Raw genomic sequence first — 15,687 nt, 5'->3', positions numbered from 1 at the left:
TACCCATAGATCAACCGCGCCCGAGCGGTACGTCGGCGACCGTCTCCCATTCATACATCTGGTTGTCGCGGTTGAGGCGGATGAGCTGGGCGGCAGCGATCGGGATGGTTACGGGCTCGGTCTCGCGCAATGCTGCGACGCGCTCGCGGACGGGGCCGGGCGGGACGTCGGCGTTGCTGTAGGCGATCGAGACGTGCGGGTGGAACTGGGGGTCCTCGGGGACCTCGTCCCAGACCTCTGCGATAGCTCGGCGGATGCCGTCACGAACCTCCGTCACGGCTGCCCAAGGGCGGACGAGCAGGCCGGTCGCCTCGTCATCGGCTTCGATCGGACCAAGTGTCAGGTCGAAGGCGGGGACGGTGGCCAGGTGCTTGGTCGCGGCACGTGTGATGGCGTCCACGTCGGCGTCGGAGACCTCGTCGGTGAAGCCGAGCCCCTGCATCGTCAGGTGCAGCCACCTTTGCGGTATGAGGTCGAGTCCGTCGACGCCGGCAAGCCCGTCGTGGAGACGGTCGACGAGATCGTGCAGCGGCGCTGCCGAGGTGTCGTCGAACGTGAGGTGCCACGTGTAGAACGATCGGCCGACAGCCCATCCGGGCCGCCACCACCAGTGGTCGACCAGCCGCTCCAGCCGACCGAACTCGTCCCAGCGAGCAGTGAAGCTGTCCAACTCAGGTGTCGGCATCCATACCCTCCAAGGTGGTCCGTCCAGAGACGAGTTCTCGGACATCGCGGATCGCGGGCAGAGCCTCCCACGGCGCCGCGACTTCGACGAACTCCGCCACACGCTGCCGCACCGGGAACAAGGCAGCCCCACCGATCCGGAACGCATCGGCAACCAGGCTCGCAGCACGTTCGACGTCACCGCCGGCCGGGTTCAGGAGTGCTGTAGCGACATCGATTCGCGTCATGGCCTGCGGCCCAGCAAAGCCTTCAGCGTCAAATGTGTCCAGTGCGAGATTCGCATACTGCTCGACGCGCGCGGTGTCCCCAAGAGCGAGGTAAGCGGTGGCGGCGTTGCCTGCGGCGCGGGGCTCGCAGTAGACGACCGTAGTCAGGCTCGCAGTGAGAGCTACCTCCGGGTCGGGATGTTCGCTGCGGACGGTCCAGGCGTGACCAACGGCGTGGTCAACACCGGCGCGGTCACCCATCCGGGCCAGTGCGCGGGCTCGGCCGTTGACTGACAAGCGAACCGCGTGCGGTCCTCGGGGAGAGCGGGCGAGGCCATCGCTGGCCAGGGCGAGTGCATCGGGGTAGCGGCCTGCGTAGTACTCGACGAGGCTCTGCGCGGCGCGCGCCCAGGCCATGAGGTCCGGGTCTCCCGTGGCCTCTGCGAGCTCGAAGGCCTCGGCCGCGTGCGCGCGGGCGGAAGGAAGACGCCCCAGGTCGAGGCTGAGCGCGGCCTGCGCGCCCGACAGGTGGGCCGCGACCGCAAACAGGCGCATCGCAGTGCCCGGTCGCTGTGGGGCCTCCAACAACGGATGGAGATAGGACCGCAGGTCACGCGCTCTGGCCTGGAGGTCAACGGCCGGGATGCGTTCGTCCTGGTCGATGATCCACTCGACGGCGGGTGCCAGGTAGTCGATCTTCGCTGTGCTCACGTCCAACGAGGCGAGCCAGGACCGACGCTCGGCGACGTCGAGCAGCTCACTGTCGTCGAGCGGATACGGCGGGTATGCCGAGCCCTGGTCAGGCGCCGACAGCTGGCGATGGGTGACGTCCGTCCCGAAGACAGGGGGCGTCAGGAGCGCGGCAAGATCATCGAGAGTCACCGAGAGCGCGTTGGCTAGCGCGGGCCGCACCCAGGCGAGCGGTTCGACTTCACCCGCCTCCCAGCGTGTGACCGTCGTGCGCGCCACGCCGAGGCGCTCAGCGAGCGCTTCCTGACTCAAGCCCTGCAATCGGCGGCGCTCGGCCAGCCCGGTCCGTGGAGTGCGCACGCGGTTTCCCCTCCCGATCGTGCGGCCTGGTGACCTGGGTCACGATCGTACCTAGGTTGTCGCCTTTCTTGGCGGAGATGCCCGGTACATGGCGCTGACCGGGACGGGTCAGCGAAACGGTCCCGGCCAGCGCTTCCCGCCGGGCGGGGTATCTGGGCGTCTGGATGCGAGTTCATCGCCCCCAGAGCGGCAGCTCATAAAGGGGCGGTCCGTCGCCGGCCTCGATCCTGGTCCATCGAGCCCGAAGACCCAGGTCCGTGGTCGGGTACCCGAGCCCGGCCTGATCGGCGGCGTCGGTCATGGCTAGCATCGTGCCGGCGTCAGCGGCGGGAATCGGGGCGTGGCGTACCCAGGCTCGCGCAACGGCGGAATGGATCTCGGCTCCGGCGAGGTCAGCCCCGGGCCCGTACCAGCAGCGCAGTTTGGCCACACCCGGTGCGGACTCGACAGCGACCGCAAGCTGGGCGGCCAGGTCGGGTAGGGGCGTCGTGTCGATGTCTGGGAGCAGCGAGTCGAGTGCCGTCGCCGCTCCGTGCTCGTCGATGGTCCCGGTGACCTCGTCGGCAGCGGCGCGTACCGCCGAAGGCGCGTGACCCATGCTGATCCCACGCCCTGCCCAGACGATGGCGTCAAGGTCGTTCTCAGAGTCACCGACTGCGACTGTCGCCTCCGGCGGGATGTCGAGCCTCTCCCGCAGGGCTTCGAGCGCACTCGCCTTCGTGACCTCCGGCCCGGTCACGTCCAGCCAAGACTCCCCTGCCGGAGTCACCGTGACCCCGGTTTCTCGCAGCGCGTCCAGATGCCGTCGCAGCCCTGGTGCGGCCAACGCCACGCGCGTTGCCGGGCTGGAGCACAGGTCCGCGACTGATGCGGTCTTCTGTTCACCGTTGACTTGCCCCGGCTCGAACAGCGTGTTTACTCGCCAGCCCCACCCTGGCTCCTCGACCGCGACCCGTGCCGCTGGCTCCAGTTCCAGGATGCGACGGATCACAGCGGTCGCGTCGAACAGCTCGCTTCGTGCGAACCGGTAACCGCCCGGCGCGCCAGGGTCTAGACGGATCGTCAGGCCTCCGTTCGAGCAGACGACGTACCCATCAGTCAGACCGAGGCGCTCGATCAGCAGCAGAGCACCGGCCAGTGACCGCCCTGTCGCGAGCACGACCTGATGTCCCGCCGCGCGTACTAGCCCGATCGAACGAAAGACAGGGGTAGCGATGGTGCCATCGGACGACATGATGGTCCCGTCGATATCCAGTGCGACGAGCAGCCGGGCGCGGCTGCCGACGGCGATCACGACCGGCTCCCGAGGCCGACCAGGACACGTCCGTGGTGAGTTACCGGATGCGGATCTCCCAGCAGGATGCAGCGCATGCCGTGCCGCTCCAGTTCGTAGGCCAGTCGGGTGTATGCCTCGGCAAGCCTCGCTTCGGCCGGGATCACGACGACGTCCGCGCCATGGCTACGGGCAGCCTCGGAAACCTGGCTGATCGTGAGCCCGTCACGCGTGTCGTCGAGGACATTCGCGAGCGCCAGGCCCTCCGTCGCCGTATACGAGATGACCTTGTGGCGCTGCCGGTCGATCTCAGCGGCGGTAGGTGCCGCAACGTATCCGAGAGCGACCGGACGCGGCCCGGTCATCGGGCAGCTCCAGCCCGTGAACGGACGTGGCACTCCAGCCCGGCAACGGCCCCGGACCAGGTCTCGATGAGGGCGACGAACATGTCGCGCAACGACTCATTAACTGGGGGTCTGGTCTTGGCCTGCATGGTTCACGCTCCGGGTCTGGTGCGAGCCCGCTGGAGCACGGACCCTCGTACCTTTCCCATCGAACCCGGAACACCAACTCATCTGTAGCGCACGGCAGACGCGGCCATGACGCACCCTTGTCGCACCGGCATGCACCGCGCAGCCGGATAGGACTTCTCGCCCCTCTTTGAGCCGGAAGGCGGTGCGCTTACAGCCCGGGGGGCTTCCACACCTCCACAGTCGGGCCGACGCGGCGGGCCCACCGACGAGGGCCAGGGCTCGGCCTTCGTCGGTGTGGGCTTCGCGGGCCTCGTGGCACCTCGAGGGTGTAGCCCGATGCCCACTGCGGAAGCTCCGTGGCGGAGAGACACGACGAAGTGGTGTGCGCACTCTGACCTGCACAGATATGGCTGCACACCCTGGTGTGCGGCCATCTTGGTGTGCGCAGAGCGTGCGCTCGTTCGTCACCATCGACGTATGGATCCGTACGCGCGGGCAGGCCGCCCGGCGGAGGCCTGTGGACGGAGCAAGCTGGTCCAGCCGCCGTCGGGCGCCCGTGCACGAACGCGCTCCGATTCCCACGTTCCGCCTCTGAGCAATTCTCACGAGTTGGGGGACATACGTTCGCCCTGTTCACCGCCATGTCCCCCACCTGGAACGTGCCTGAAAGGGCTGCTTGGGGGACGTCAACTAGTACCTCGACGGGTACAGGTGGCGTGCACAATCGCAAGCATGAGGCAGGTAGGTGCAGATGTATGCGGGCTAACTCGGACATCCGCGGTGGTGGCAATTTGCCACCACCGTGCGACCTGCGGGTTCGCTCCGACATGCCGCGTGGTCACAGCTGGGCCGCCACCAGCCTCAGGGCTAATCCGGACAGCTGCGGTGGTGCCAATTTGGCACCACCGCGTGACCTGGGGTTCTACCGAACGAGCGACGTGCCACAGGCCCGTTCCGGCTCTGGAGAACAAACCGGACAATTATGGTTCTGCCAAATTGGCAGAACCATATGACCTGGGCAGACGTTCCAGGCCCAGCGCCGAAATTCGTGAGCCCGGGTGTCGATATCGGGCATCGGCCACCGCACCAAGACAACCGCCGACCGACCCGAGTTCCGGAAACGATCCGCATCGCGCCCTCGACGGACCCGAGGAACAAACCGCACAAGTACGGTCCCGCCGATTTGGCGGGACCGTACGACCTGCGCAAACGCTCCGGCGCCAATCGCGCACACGTCAGTGTGCCGACCGGATCTTCACCACTAGCGCCGACCAGTTCCGGCTGGAGATACCTCGCACGGGACATCACCGTCGCCGGCGTCCGCGATCCCGCCCTCCTCCGCTACGTCACGCAGCTGTGTCAGGCACCGCTCTTGGCGCGAGCGACTCCAGGATCTCGGCTGTCGCCTCGTTCACGGCATCAGCCCGGGCGATGTAATGCTTCTTGGTGATCACGGTCGACGTGTGACCGAGCATCTCTGCCGCGAGCTCTGCGCCCGCTTCCTTCTCGAGCGTGGTGGCGACGGTCCGCCGGAACGCGTGAGGCGTCACCCGGTCGAGCCCCGCCTCCTTGAGCGCGGCTCGCAAAGTACGCCGCACGTTGTTCCCCGAGAGCGGGGTGCCGTTGCGAGAGAAGAAGATCAACTGCTCCGGATCCGCGGGCACCTCGGCCAGCCGCTTGCGGATGACGTCCGCCGTGAAACCCGGGACCGTCACCTTTCGGCTCGACTCCGAGGTCTTCGGATGGTCCTGCCGGAACTGCGGCCGACTCATCGGCGTGATGATGGTCCCGTCCAGATGAACGGTCATCCGCTTGCCCGTGTCGTCGATGTCGCGCCGGCGGATTGCCAGCGCTTCGCCGATGCGACCGGAGGTGCCGATCATGACCTCGATGACCGCCTCGACCTGACCGTCTGGCTTTGGCCCCGGGCGCTTGGCAGCGGACCATGCCCGGACGGCTGCTCGTACCGCTTCGAGTTCCTCGATCGTCAGGGCGTTGACCGCCTTCTTGGGCTTCCGGAGCCGCTGCACGCTGCGAACCGGGTTGCGCTCGATCGCCTCGTACCGGACGGCGAGGCCCAGGGCGAGGTTGAGCACGACCTTGGCGTGCTGAGCCTTCGACAGGCTCTCCTTTGCCAGCTTCTTGAGGAAGCGGTCGACCATCATGATCGAGATCTCGCGCAACGTGTAGTCCTTGAAGGCGGGCACGACTAGCGTGCGCATGTCGCGCGCATACAGCTCGCGGGTGCTGAACGCGAGGTCTTGGAGGTCAAGGTCTTCGAGCCAGATCTCTACCAGTCGTGTGAACGTGCTGTCACCGCTCAACTCGGTCGAGCTGAAGGCGATCCGGCTGCGCCGTGCACAGACCGCCTTAAGCTTGTGCTCAGCCTTCTTCTCCGTGCTTGCCGTGGCCTGAACCGGGCGCAGCCGGCCGTCGTAGTCACGGAATCGGGTGTATGCGGTGACCGTGGTGGTCGTCTCGGAGGAGAAGTTGATCTCACCGAACGTTCCGATGGGGGTACGGGGCCGTGCCATCGCCGCTCACCGCCCCTCGGTGATGCCGTGTCCAGGCGACGTCTCGCGCCGTCCGGCGAGCCACGCCTGGACGTCCGAGGCGTAGAACTTCACGTGCTTGCCCAGAAGCACACCGCGAGGGCCCTTGCCCTCGGTGCGCCAGGCGTAGATCGTGCGAACCGGCAGACCGAGATAGTCCGCGAGCTCGTCGATGCTCAGCAGCGGGTCCAGCCCCCGCTCGGGCGTCTGCTGTGTCTCCATGGCCGTCAGGTGAGCGCGGAACACCTGAGGAATGGGCAACGATCGGAGACGACCGTCACGCTCTGCGAACCATGTCGCCGGGCGGGTCTCCAGGACACCAAAGTGTCGGGTTTCTGTCGGGGAGTTCAAATCTCGGGTCCGTTCTGGCCTGGCGAACCAGAGGCTCACCAGGCCAGACGTGTCGGGCTGACTGGATTCGAACCAGCGACCCTCTGCCGCTGGTGGTGTCGGCGGTGTCGCTGGATGGCGTGCTGCTGGAACGCGCCGAGTACACCTGGACCACGGACGACCAGCCAGGCTCCGTACCCGCGAGCATCCAGCGCTGGACGGGACCGGAGGGCCTGAGCGTACGCACCCGGACCTCCCGCGAGACCGAGGGCCTCGGCGACCTCCTTGCCGGCGAGGTGTTCGGCGAGCTGCTCGGCCGGGCCATGGTCGCCGGCTGGTCCAAGACCGAGATGCGGAGCCTGCCGGGACGCGCCGCGGTACCGGAAGAGGCCGACTCGGTCGTCGAGGTGGACGGCCGCGCCGTTCCTGGGGTCCGCCTCCCTCCCCTGGCTACGCCCCTCGGGGAGATCCGCGGCGCGGCGGCCCGCCTCGGCCGGGACACCCTGGTGGTCATCGTCGAGGGCGCGGAAGGATCGCGGGCCTCCGTGCGGACCACGCCTGCTCTGCCGGGCGAGCCCGCGGCGCACCTGCCCGCCGGCTAGGTTGCCGCCTCTGGGTCCGCTTCGAGAACGTCATCGGGTAGTGCTTCCTGGATCGAGGCACCACCTGATGACGTTCTCGAAGCGGACCGGCCGCCGCCGGAGCCCCGGTTAGGGTGTGCGCATGGTGCGAGCTGTGGTGTTCGACGTCGGTGAGACGCTGATCGACGAGACCCGGATCTGGGTCCGGTGGGCCGACCGGCTGGGCGTCCCCGCCCTCACGTTCCTCGGGGTGCTCGGCGGGTGCGCGGCGCTGGACCGGTCGCACCGCGAGGCGTTCGAGATCATCCGCCCGGGCATCGACCTGGACGCCGAGATGGCGCGGTGGGCGCTGGACGACCCGCACGGCCTGCGCACCGGGTTCGACGCCGACGACCTCTACCCCGACGTGCGCCCGGCGCTGGCCGCGCTGCGGGAGGCGGGCTTCGGCGTCGTCGTCGCCGGCAACCAGCCGCCCGAGGCGCGGGCCGCGCTGGAGGCGATGGACCTGCCCGTGGACGCGATCCGCACGTCCGACGAGTGGGGCGTGCAGAAGCCGGACCCGGCGTTCTTCGCGAAGGTCGCCGAGCTCGCCGGGCTCGACCCCGCCGAGATCGCCTACGTGGGCGACCGTCTCGACAACGACGTGCTGCCCGCCGCCGACGCCGGGATGCGGCCCGTGCTCGTCCGCCGCGGTCCGTGGGGCTACCTCCACGCGGAGCGGCCCGACGCTGCCCGGGCGACCCTGATCGACTCGCTGACGGAGCTGCCGGACCTCCTCGCGTCCTGAGCGCGCGTGGGTAGGGTGGCGTCATGTCCGACGCGCCGTCCCGCATCGAACCGTTCCTCCAGCAGACCGAGCCAGCAGCGCTCGACGACCTGCGTGCACGCCTCCGCGCGACCCGGTGGCCGGACGCCCCGGAGGACGCCGGGTGGTCGCTCGGCACCGACCTCTCCGCCCTCCGCGACCTCGTCACCTACTGGGCGGAGGAGTTCGACTGGCCCGCGCAGGAGGCGGCGCTCGCACGGCTCCCCCGCTACCGCGTCACGGTCGGCGGCCTCCGCGTCCACGTGGTGCACGGGCGGGCGTCGTCGGACACCCAGGCCACCCGCCCGGGGCGGGCCTTCCCGCTGATCCTCACCCATGGCTGGCCCGACTCGTTCTGGCGCTACACGAAGGTGGTCCCGCTGCTCACCGACCCCGGTGCGCACGGCGGCGACCCTGCGGACGCGTTCGACGTCGTCGTCCCGGACCTCCCGGGCTTCGGCTACTCCGACCCGCCCGCCCGGCCTCTCGACTCCGTGGCCGTCGCGGACCTCTGGGCCGAGCTGATGACCACGCTGGGCTATGAGCGGTTCGGCGCGGCGGGCGGCGACCTGGGCAGCCACGTCAGCCGGTATCTCGCCCTGAACCACCCCGAGCGGGTCGTCGCCGTCCACCGCACGGACGCAGGCCTGCCCGTCTACTCCGGCGACCTGGCGGACCTCACGCCCGAGGAACGGGAGTGGTTCGACGCCGTCGCGACCTGGGGCGCGACGGAGGGCGCCTACGGCGCCGTCCACCGCACCAAGCCGCAGACCGCGGCGTTCGGGCTGACCGACTCGCCGGCCGGCCTCGCCGCCTGGATCGTCGAGAAGCTGCAGTCGTGGAGCGGTGACGGCCTGGAGTCGTTCACCCGGGACGAGATCCTCACCAACCTGACGATCTACTGGCTGACTGGGACCATCGGCTCCTCGATGAGGATGTACAGCGCCAACGCGGCGATCCCGCCCGAGCAGCTGATGCGAAGGGTCGAGACACCCTCCGGGTTCTCGATCTTCGGCGGCGACGTGGTGCGGCCGCCGCGGGCGTGGCTCGAGCGCACCGCGAACGTGGTCCGTGCGACGGAGCCGCCCCGCGGCGGGCACTTCGCGGCGTTCGAGGAGCCGGAGCTCTACGCGGAGGAGCTGCGGGAGTTCTTCCGCCCGTTCCGGCACGCGACGGCCTGACCGACGGCGAAGGGTGTCCGGGCGTAACCTCGCAGGACCGAGCCCATGACGGACGACGACCGGAGCGGACATGACGAACATCGACCTCCTGACCGACGCCCACCTGACCACCGCGCTCGCCTCGCCCAACGGGCGGAGCACGGAGGTGGTCCTGCACGACGGACCGCTGCGCCAGTCCATCCTCGCCCTCAAGGCAGGCGTGGAGCTGGGTGAGCACAACGCGCCACCTGCGGCGTCGATCCTCGTCCTGCGCGGCCGTGTCCGGGTCACGGCTCTGGACGGCGACGAGGAGCTGGGACCGGGCGAGGTGCGTGCCCTGACTCACGAGCGCCACGGGGTCCTCGCGCTGGAGGACTGTGCGTTCTTCCTCACGACGGTCACCAGCATCCCGCGGCACGTCGAGGCGAGGGTGCGCTGAACCCGGTCAGGCCGGACCGGCCGCGGCCCGGTGGCCCGTCGGCGTTCAGGTCCAGGGCAGCGGCGCCAGGTCCTGAGGCCCGGCCTCGATCAGGGCGGCGAGGGTCTGGGTCGGTACGGGCCGACCGCCCCACGCGTCGACGCCGACGTTGAGCTGCCGGCCGCGCTGCCTCCACGTGGTGTGGACGTGCCCGTGGATCACCCAGCCGCCGTCGTCCACGGGGCGGTACTCCACGTAGCGGTCGGCGCCGTGCGAGTCGCCCTCGAACGGGAAGTGCGAGACGGCGGCCGAACTGCATGCGATCTCGAACCGGACCGGCTCGTCGAGGACCTCGTCGAAACCTGCGGCCAGGTACCTCTCCTTCGCCGCGGCGATCCGAGCCAGGCGCGCCTCCCCGGCGGCCTTGCGGATCACGGGGTCGCCCACCCAGCAGCGGTCGTGGTTGCCGGGGACCAGCACCTTGCGGCCGGCGAGCCGTGCGATCCAGGCCAGGGACTCGTCCAGCGCGCCGAGGGCGACGTCGCCGAGCACCCAGACGGTGTCGTCGTCGGTGACCGTCTCGTTCCAGAGCTGCGCGAGGCGGGCGTTCATCTGCGGGACCCCGGCGAACGGGCGGTCGCAGAACCGGATGATGTTGGCGTGCCCGAGGTGCAGGTCGGACGTGAAATAGGTCGTCATGTCAGGGGGTATTCAACAGGTGCCGGGTCCGAGGTAAAAGCCCGTTTCACGCCCGGCCCGACTTCGGTCAGTGCACCGAGGGACGCATGACGTCTTGCGTTAATAACGCAACACGTCATACTGTTGTGGGTGATCAGGTCATTCGCCGACCGCAACACCGAGCGGCTCTGGGGGCGAGAGCATGTCAGGTCTTACGACTCGAGGATCCTTCGAGCGGCACTGCGCAAGTTGGTGATCCTCAACGCCGCAGGATCCCTTGAGGACCTTCGGGTGCCACCAGGGAACCGACTGGAGGCCCTCAAGGGCGACCGGTCCGGGCAGCACAGCATCCGGATCAACGATCAGTGGCGAGTCTGCTTCACGTGGACCGACGCAGGGCCCGAGCACGTAGAGATCGTGGATTACCACTAGGAGGAGAGAGTCGGATGGACAAGGTTCTCCCGATCCACCCTGGAGAGGTCCTCATGGAGGATTTCATCGGACCGCTCGGGCTCACGCAGCACCGTGTGGCCGTCGCCATCGGCGTACCGCCTCGGCGGATCAACGAGATCGTTCACGGGCAGCGGCGTATCACTGCGGATACAGCTCTCCGGCTTGCACGGTACTTCGGGACGTCGGAGGTGTTCTGGATCAACCTCCAGAGTCACTACGACCTGGAGGTGCAGCGAGACGCACTGTCAGACCGGCTACGGGAGATCCGGCCGCTCTCGGCGTAGGCACGAACCATCCCGACCAGGCGGAGGTAGTGCCGTCCGTCGGACGGCACTACCTGGGTGTGTGCCCCACCGCCCGGTCCGCCAGCTCCATCAGGTCCTTCGCCCGGGCGCCCGGCCAGCCGTGCACGTCCTCGATCCATCGCTCCGGGATCGACGACGCGCCATGCACCGCCCCGAGCAGCGCTCCCGCGATCGACGCGACGGTGTCCGTGTCGTCGCCGACGTGGACCGCCGCCTCGATCCCCGCGACGAGCCCCTCGCCTCGCGCGTGCCGGATCGCCGACCACGCCGCCTGCAAGGCCGTCACGACGAAGCCGTTGGGACGGAAACGGAACGACGTCGGCTCTCCGGCCTCCGCCTCCGCGAGCCGGCCCTGCCAGAAGGCACGCCGGTCCTCGGGCAGGCGCTCGAGCCCGTCCCGCGGGTCGGGCAGCTCGCCGGTGAGCACCGCCTGCCGGATCGCGAGGCACCAGAGCACGCAGGCCTCGTGGGCCAAGGGGTCGCCGTGGGTCAGGGCGCTGACCGCCCGGGCTGCCTCGGCCAGCGCGTCGGGATCGTCCAGGTGCCGCAGCGCCACGGGCGACGTCCGCATGAGCGAGCCGTTCCCGGCCGTGCGGCCGGTCCGCTCGTGGAGGGCCTGGGCGACAGCGGTCAGGGCGCTCGCGCGGGCCCCCGAACCGGCCTCGCCGAGCACCGCACGGGTCTGGATCCCGACGTCGGGCGGGTTGCCGTCGAACCATCGGCCGAAGCCATGGGCCACCTGGTCGAGCGCCGCCTCCGCACGGAGGTCCGGGTGGGCGGCTGCCGCCTCGGCGACGGCGTACGTCTGCGCGGTGTCGTCGGTCCACTCGCCGGGTGCGAAGCCGCCGAGACCCCCGCCGATCATCGCCGGGCGCTGCCCCGGGGCGAGCGGAGCGGTCCCGAACTCGTACGGCGCGCCGAGGGCGTCGCCGCAGGCAGCGCCCAGGAGAGCACCCCGGGCGCGGTCGAGCTGGGCTGCGTCAAGGTCCATGCGCGCATCCTGGCACACACCGCCGGACACCTCGCGGACCGCCGCCGCGACCGTCAGCGCCAGGGGTCGAGAGCGTGCTTGCCGGAGCTGCGGCCCGCGCCGAGCTCCTGGAGCACCGCAGGCCCGTCACCCAGCGGGTGCACCTGCGGAGTCCCCGGCGGGTACACCCCTGCCGCGACGAGCTCCGCGAGCTCGTCCAGCACGCCGCGGTAGAGCGACGGGGCCGATGCCGCGAGCGCACCGAGGTGCAGCCCCTTGACCTGCACCGGATGGGTGAACACCAGGTCATGGGTGCTCAGGGTCGCGTCGCCGGAGGCGGCTCCGAGCACGACGACCCGGCCCACGAAGGGCTTCGACACGGCCAGGCTTGCCGCGAACGTGGCGCGCCCCACGGACTCGAGGACCAGGTCGACGCCGCCGGTCAGGCGCCGGACCTCCTCGGCAAGGTCGGGCCGCGTGCTGTCGACCACGTGGTCGGCGCCGAGCGCCCGGACGACGTCGTGCTTGGCGGGCGAGGCCACCGCGACCACCCGGGCGCCGTAGTGCCGGGCGAGTCGGACTGCCGCCTGCCCGACGCCTCCCGCCGCGGCATGCACCAGGACCGTCTCTCCCGCCACGACGCCGCCCAGCGGGCGAAGGGCGGCGAGCGCGGTCGCCCCGTTGAGCACCAGGCCGACGGCGGCCGCGTCGCTCCAGCCCGACGGGACCTCCAGAGCCGCGGCAGCCGGCATCACCAGGTACTCGGCGAAGGCGCCGGGACCGGTCCCGACGACGTGCGTGCCCACGGGGAACGGCTCGTCGACCCCGGGGCCGACGGCGACGATCTCCCCCGCCGCCTCGAAGCCCGCCACGTAGGGCGCCGTCGGCCCACCGCCGTAGGTACCCCTCGACCGCATGACGTCGGCGAAGTTGACTCCCGCCGCCCCGACCCGGACCAGGTACTCACCGGGCCCCGGTGTCGGGCGCGCCTGGTCGGACGTGAGGACCAGGTCGCCCGGCCCGCGGTGGGACCGCTGGACCAGGGCACGCATGGACTCGCTGCTGTCTGCTGCCATGCCCGGCACCGTAGAAGGGTGCCGCTTGCGGCAAGGTCAAGCCGTTGACGGGTCTGACCGGTCGGCCTCCAGCAGGAAGGCGTCGAGGGCGTCGTGCTGGGCGCTGAGGACGGCGATCCGGCCCGCCAGCCGGTCGCGGAAGGCCCGCACCTCGGCCACCAGGTCGGAACAGAGGCCGGCCGGCCCGGCCCCCGTCTCCGCCAGGTACGGCAGCACCTCCCTGATCAGGCGCAACGGCAGCCCCGACTCGAGCAGCGAACGGATCAGGAGGACGCGGTCGACGGTCGACGGGCAGTAGTCGCGGTACCCGTTGCTGCACCGGCCCGGCACGATCAGGCCCTCGTCCTCGTAGAGGCGCAGCGACCTGACGCTCGCACCGCTGACCCTCGCCGCGTCCCCGATCCTCACCTGTCCCACCAGTCCAGCGCCCTGGTGCCGTACAGCGTGAGCCACTTCGACCGCTCGCCCGGGGGCACGTCCACCTCGAACCAGGCACGGCCGGGGTGGCGACGCTCCTGGATCCACGTGCCGTCGGGCTGCCGGGCGGCGCGGATCAGCTCGATCGCGTCGGCCATCCGGGGGTCCGGGCGTCCGCCGTCGTGCAGCCTCGCCTGGCGGAAGTACTCGGCGGCGTTCAGCACGCTGTAGAACCAGCGGAACGGGTAGACGTACGTGTTGACCCAGTACTCCACCGGCTCGCCCGTGGACAGGCGGCGGAACAGCCCGCGCTCCAGCAGGTACTCCTCGGCCCCGCGCCTCGCCTCGCGCGTCTCGTCCGTCCCGCCGGTGGCCACGTCGTAGGCAAGGAGGCCCTTCAGCGAGTTCAGGGTCGAGTGGAACGACGACCGCGTGGAGCCCTCGACCCAGGCGCAGTTCCAGCCGCCGTCGGCCATCCGGTGCGCCAGGAACCACTCGACGAGCCCGTCGACGTCGGCACCGAGCCAGACGCCGTTCGCCACCGTGTACCCGTTGATGCAGCAGTCCACCTCGCCGCCCCAGTACGGCAGGTCGTCGTACTCCCACCGGCTGTTCTCGGCGAGAAGCTCGGCCGTGCGACGCTCCCGGAGCACCGCCCCGTCGAGCCCCCACTCGCGCAACGCGTTGAGCGACCAGGTCGTCGCGGTCCAGGGCTGCCCCTCAGCCGCCTCCTGACTTTCGACGTCGAGGTCGCCGGGAAAATAGGCGCCGCCCGCCCACTGTCCGTCGGGGTCCTGCAGCGCCAGGAGCTGCGCCCCGAAGCCCTCGGTCGCGATGCGCGCCCGGGTGGCCTCCCACACCTCAGCGGGCTCGACCAGCAGATCCCGCTCGACCTGCCACCGCAGCGCGGGGTCGGAGTCCAGGAGCCAGGGCACGAGCGCTTCGTCGACCATGGACCGACTGTAGCGACGGCCACCGACACGGGCCGGTCAGGCTCCACCCCGACGGTACTGTCTGCCACACGAAGCGGTCCAAGCCCCACCGGGCTCACAACCAGGAGGTACGCATGTCCACGACCACGTCCCCGATGCCGGGCGCCGCGTCGAAGCGCCAGATCACGCCCGCCCACGTCGCCGTCGTCACGATCGTCGCGCTCGCCCTGAACCTGGTCATCCTCTGGATCGGCCCGTTCGCCGGCGCGTCGATGAACGTCGGCCAGCCGGAACTGGTCGGCGCGCTCCAGGTCGCCCTCTTCACGGTCGTGCCGCTGCTCCTGGCGAGCGTCGTCGTCGGTCTGGTCGGCCGCCGCTGGACCGCCTTCCGCACCTTCGCGGCCTGGGCCGGCCTCGCCTTCGCGCTCATCACCTGCGGCGGCTCGTTCGCAGCCGCCGCGGACACAGCGACCGCCCTCACCCTCTCCGCCATGCACGTCGTGTCCGGCCTCGCCTGGTTCCGCATCGCCCACCCGGTCCGCTGACCTCCGGCGGCCCCGGGCCTGAGCCCCGCCTGGGCCTGAGCCCCGCCTGGGCCTGGGGCTGGGCCTGGGCCTGGGGCTTGAGCCCGCCCCTGGGGCCGCCACCGCGGCTCAGCGCCCCGCCCCGGGCCCCCCGCCGGCCTTCCGGTAGAGAAGGTGCGCCTGCGGGAAGCCACGCACGCGGTCCTCGCCCGGCGCGACGACCAGCCGTGCGACCTCCGCACACCTGTGCGCGGCGATCAGGCCACCCACCCGGTCAGGCGAGTAGCGCCACGCCGGGGACACCTTGTGGCCGAAGGCCTCGGCCTCACGCTCGGAGGTGTCCAGCGCCTGGAACGAGAGCAGCAGGTGACCGGCAGGAGCCACGACGCGGCAGAGCTCGGCGACGACCGACGGGAGACGGTCCGGCGGCGTGTGGATGATCGAGTAGTTCGCCAGCACACCGGCCAAGCTCTCGTCAGCCATGTCGAGGGACCCCATGTCCCCGACGTCGAACCGCACCCCCGGGTTCGTCCGCCGAGCCTCCGCCACGAAGGCAGGCGACAGATCGACGCCGAACGCGTCGGCCCCCCGCTCTCGCAGGTAGGCAGTGACATGCCCCGGACCGCATCCCACGTCGGCCACCGGGCGCCCGGCGCCCGCGACGAGCTCCGCGAACACGTCGATCAACGATCGGCTCAGCGGATCCGCGCGGAAGGCTCCACCGATGAACTCGATGTACGCCGCCGCCTTGGCGTCGTAGTCGGCGGCGACGTTCCGCCCGTGATCGGCTGCCGACACGA

General features: G+C 70.4%; 19 protein-coding genes. 7 read left to right on the top strand and 12 right to left on the bottom strand.

All coding sequences use genetic code 11. The annotated features are described in order from the left end of the window. Positions 1–10: 10 nt before the first annotated feature. The 6 genes from AC060K_RS09875 to AC060K_RS09850 all read right to left on the bottom strand — a co-directional run bounded on the left by AC060K_RS09875 (position 11) and on the right by AC060K_RS09850 (position 6,460). Complete coding sequence (locus tag AC060K_RS09875; protein ID WP_483765269.1) at positions 11–685, bottom strand: 2'-5' RNA ligase family protein; 675 nt, start codon at positions 683–685, stop codon at positions 11–13. Then, positions 672–1,940: a helix-turn-helix transcriptional regulator gene (locus tag AC060K_RS09870; RefSeq protein WP_483765268.1), complete on the bottom strand. Its 1,269-nt coding sequence runs from the start codon at positions 1,938–1,940 to the stop codon at positions 672–674. The genes AC060K_RS09875 and AC060K_RS09870 overlap by 14 nt, the downstream gene beginning before the upstream one ends. A gap of 172 nt (positions 1,941–2,112) precedes the next feature. Beyond that, the gene (locus AC060K_RS09865) at positions 2,113–3,234 is read right to left on the bottom strand and encodes an HAD family hydrolase (protein WP_483765267.1); all 1,122 of its coding nucleotides are present in this window, start codon (positions 3,232–3,234) and stop codon (positions 2,113–2,115) included. Beyond that, a complete protein-coding gene (locus tag AC060K_RS09860) occupies positions 3,231–3,578 on the bottom strand; it encodes a hypothetical protein (RefSeq protein WP_483765266.1) in 348 nt (115 codons plus the stop codon). Before AC060K_RS09860 ends, AC060K_RS09865 begins: the two co-directional genes overlap by 4 nt. Before the next feature lie 1,454 nt (positions 3,579–5,032). Further along, positions 5,033–6,220, bottom strand: coding sequence for a tyrosine-type recombinase/integrase (locus tag AC060K_RS09855; RefSeq protein ID WP_483765265.1), 1,188 nt, complete (start codon positions 6,218–6,220; stop codon positions 5,033–5,035). 6 nt (positions 6,221–6,226) lie between these two features. Beyond that, entirely contained in the window at positions 6,227–6,460 is a 234-nt protein-coding gene (locus tag AC060K_RS09850) for a helix-turn-helix transcriptional regulator (protein WP_483765264.1), read from the bottom strand. 233 nt (positions 6,461–6,693) lie between these two features. Here AC060K_RS09850 and AC060K_RS09845 point away from each other — a divergent pair, with 233 nt between their 5' ends. The 4 genes from AC060K_RS09845 to AC060K_RS09830 all read left to right on the top strand — a co-directional run bounded on the left by AC060K_RS09845 (position 6,694) and on the right by AC060K_RS09830 (position 9,553). Next, a complete protein-coding gene (locus AC060K_RS09845) occupies positions 6,694–7,170 on the top strand; it encodes a hypothetical protein (RefSeq protein WP_483765263.1) in 477 nt (158 codons plus the stop codon). Between the two features lie 121 nt (positions 7,171–7,291). Next, entirely contained in the window at positions 7,292–7,936 is a 645-nt protein-coding gene (locus AC060K_RS09840) for an HAD family hydrolase (protein ID WP_483765262.1), read from the top strand. A gap of 23 nt (positions 7,937–7,959) precedes the next feature. Then, a complete protein-coding gene (locus AC060K_RS09835) occupies positions 7,960–9,135 on the top strand; it encodes an epoxide hydrolase family protein (RefSeq protein WP_483765261.1) in 1,176 nt (391 codons plus the stop codon). 70 nt (positions 9,136–9,205) lie between these two features. Then, complete coding sequence (locus AC060K_RS09830) at positions 9,206–9,553, top strand: cupin domain-containing protein (protein ID WP_483765260.1); 348 nt, start codon at positions 9,206–9,208, stop codon at positions 9,551–9,553. Between the two features lie 45 nt (positions 9,554–9,598). Here the strand turns inward: AC060K_RS09830 and AC060K_RS09825 are convergent, their stop codons facing one another. After that, positions 9,599–10,231, bottom strand: a complete 633-nt coding sequence (locus AC060K_RS09825) for a metallophosphoesterase (RefSeq protein WP_483765259.1) — start codon at positions 10,229–10,231, stop codon at positions 9,599–9,601. A 129-nt stretch (positions 10,232–10,360) separates the two neighbouring features. Here AC060K_RS09825 and AC060K_RS09820 point away from each other — a divergent pair, with 129 nt between their 5' ends. Both AC060K_RS09820 and AC060K_RS09815 read left to right on the top strand, forming a co-directional pair. Then, positions 10,361–10,642: a type II toxin-antitoxin system RelE/ParE family toxin gene (locus AC060K_RS09820; RefSeq protein ID WP_483765258.1), complete on the top strand. Its 282-nt coding sequence runs from the start codon at positions 10,361–10,363 to the stop codon at positions 10,640–10,642. A 14-nt stretch (positions 10,643–10,656) separates the two neighbouring features. Beyond that, positions 10,657–10,947: a HigA family addiction module antitoxin gene (locus tag AC060K_RS09815; RefSeq protein WP_483765257.1), complete on the top strand. Its 291-nt coding sequence runs from the start codon at positions 10,657–10,659 to the stop codon at positions 10,945–10,947. A gap of 49 nt (positions 10,948–10,996) precedes the next feature. On the opposite strand, the gene AC060K_RS09810 is transcribed toward AC060K_RS09815, so the two are convergent. From AC060K_RS09810 to AC060K_RS09795, 4 genes are read right to left on the bottom strand one after another with little or no spacing between them, the layout of a single operon-like run. Beyond that, on the bottom strand, positions 10,997–11,959 hold the full coding sequence (locus AC060K_RS09810; protein ID WP_483765256.1) for an ADP-ribosylglycohydrolase family protein: 963 nt from the start codon (positions 11,957–11,959) through the stop codon (positions 10,997–10,999). Between the two features lie 53 nt (positions 11,960–12,012). Then, positions 12,013–13,014, bottom strand: coding sequence for a zinc-binding dehydrogenase (locus tag AC060K_RS09805; RefSeq protein WP_483765255.1), 1,002 nt, complete (start codon positions 13,012–13,014; stop codon positions 12,013–12,015). A gap of 36 nt (positions 13,015–13,050) precedes the next feature. After that, positions 13,051–13,422, bottom strand: a complete 372-nt coding sequence (locus AC060K_RS09800; protein ID WP_483765254.1) for a MerR family transcriptional regulator — start codon at positions 13,420–13,422, stop codon at positions 13,051–13,053. Next, entirely contained in the window at positions 13,419–14,384 is a 966-nt protein-coding gene (locus AC060K_RS09795) for a prenyltransferase/squalene oxidase repeat-containing protein (protein ID WP_483765253.1), read from the bottom strand. The genes AC060K_RS09800 and AC060K_RS09795 overlap by 4 nt, the downstream gene beginning before the upstream one ends. Before the next feature lie 113 nt (positions 14,385–14,497). Here AC060K_RS09795 and AC060K_RS09790 point away from each other — a divergent pair, with 113 nt between their 5' ends. Continuing rightward, positions 14,498–14,908 carry a DUF6069 family protein gene (locus AC060K_RS09790; RefSeq protein WP_483765252.1) on the top strand — a complete coding sequence of 137 codons (411 nt, stop codon included), beginning with the start codon at positions 14,498–14,500 and terminating at the stop codon, positions 14,906–14,908. A gap of 108 nt (positions 14,909–15,016) precedes the next feature. Here the strand turns inward: AC060K_RS09790 and AC060K_RS09785 are convergent, their stop codons facing one another. Further along, complete coding sequence (locus tag AC060K_RS09785) at positions 15,017–15,685, bottom strand: class I SAM-dependent DNA methyltransferase (protein ID WP_483765251.1); 669 nt, start codon at positions 15,683–15,685, stop codon at positions 15,017–15,019. Positions 15,686–15,687 lie beyond the last annotated feature (2 nt).

This window comes from Antribacter sp. NEAU-D49 (assembly GCF_057158775.1).
This window is presented reverse-complemented; position numbering and strand designations above follow the sequence as displayed.

What these genes read in the sequence shown, in the direction of transcription:
- AC060K_RS09875 (WP_483765269.1), bottom strand. Translation starts at nt 685, where the DNA reads ATGCCGACACCTGAGTTGGACAGCTTCACTGCTCGCTGGGACGAGTTC.
- AC060K_RS09860 (WP_483765266.1), bottom strand. Translation starts at nt 3,578, where the DNA reads ATGACCGGGCCGCGTCCGGTCGCTCTCGGATACGTTGCGGCACCTACC.
- AC060K_RS09855 (WP_483765265.1), bottom strand. Translation starts at nt 6,220, where the DNA reads ATGGCACGGCCCCGTACCCCCATCGGAACGTTCGGTGAGATCAACTTC.
- AC060K_RS09850 (WP_483765264.1), bottom strand. Translation starts at nt 6,460, where the DNA reads ATGGAGACACAGCAGACGCCCGAGCGGGGGCTGGACCCGCTGCTGAGC.
- AC060K_RS09840 (WP_483765262.1), top strand. Translation starts at nt 7,292, where the DNA reads ATGGTGCGAGCTGTGGTGTTCGACGTCGGTGAGACGCTGATCGACGAG.
- AC060K_RS09835 (WP_483765261.1), top strand. Translation starts at nt 7,960, where the DNA reads ATGTCCGACGCGCCGTCCCGCATCGAACCGTTCCTCCAGCAGACCGAG.
- AC060K_RS09830 (WP_483765260.1), top strand. Translation starts at nt 9,206, where the DNA reads ATGACGAACATCGACCTCCTGACCGACGCCCACCTGACCACCGCGCTC.
- AC060K_RS09825 (WP_483765259.1), bottom strand. Translation starts at nt 10,231, where the DNA reads ATGACGACCTATTTCACGTCCGACCTGCACCTCGGGCACGCCAACATC.
- AC060K_RS09815 (WP_483765257.1), top strand. Translation starts at nt 10,657, where the DNA reads ATGGACAAGGTTCTCCCGATCCACCCTGGAGAGGTCCTCATGGAGGAT.
- AC060K_RS09810 (WP_483765256.1), bottom strand. Translation starts at nt 11,959, where the DNA reads ATGGACCTTGACGCAGCCCAGCTCGACCGCGCCCGGGGTGCTCTCCTG.
- AC060K_RS09805 (WP_483765255.1), bottom strand. Translation starts at nt 13,014, where the DNA reads ATGGCAGCAGACAGCAGCGAGTCCATGCGTGCCCTGGTCCAGCGGTCC.
- AC060K_RS09795 (WP_483765253.1), bottom strand. Translation starts at nt 14,384, where the DNA reads ATGGTCGACGAAGCGCTCGTGCCCTGGCTCCTGGACTCCGACCCCGCG.
- AC060K_RS09790 (WP_483765252.1), top strand. Translation starts at nt 14,498, where the DNA reads ATGTCCACGACCACGTCCCCGATGCCGGGCGCCGCGTCGAAGCGCCAG.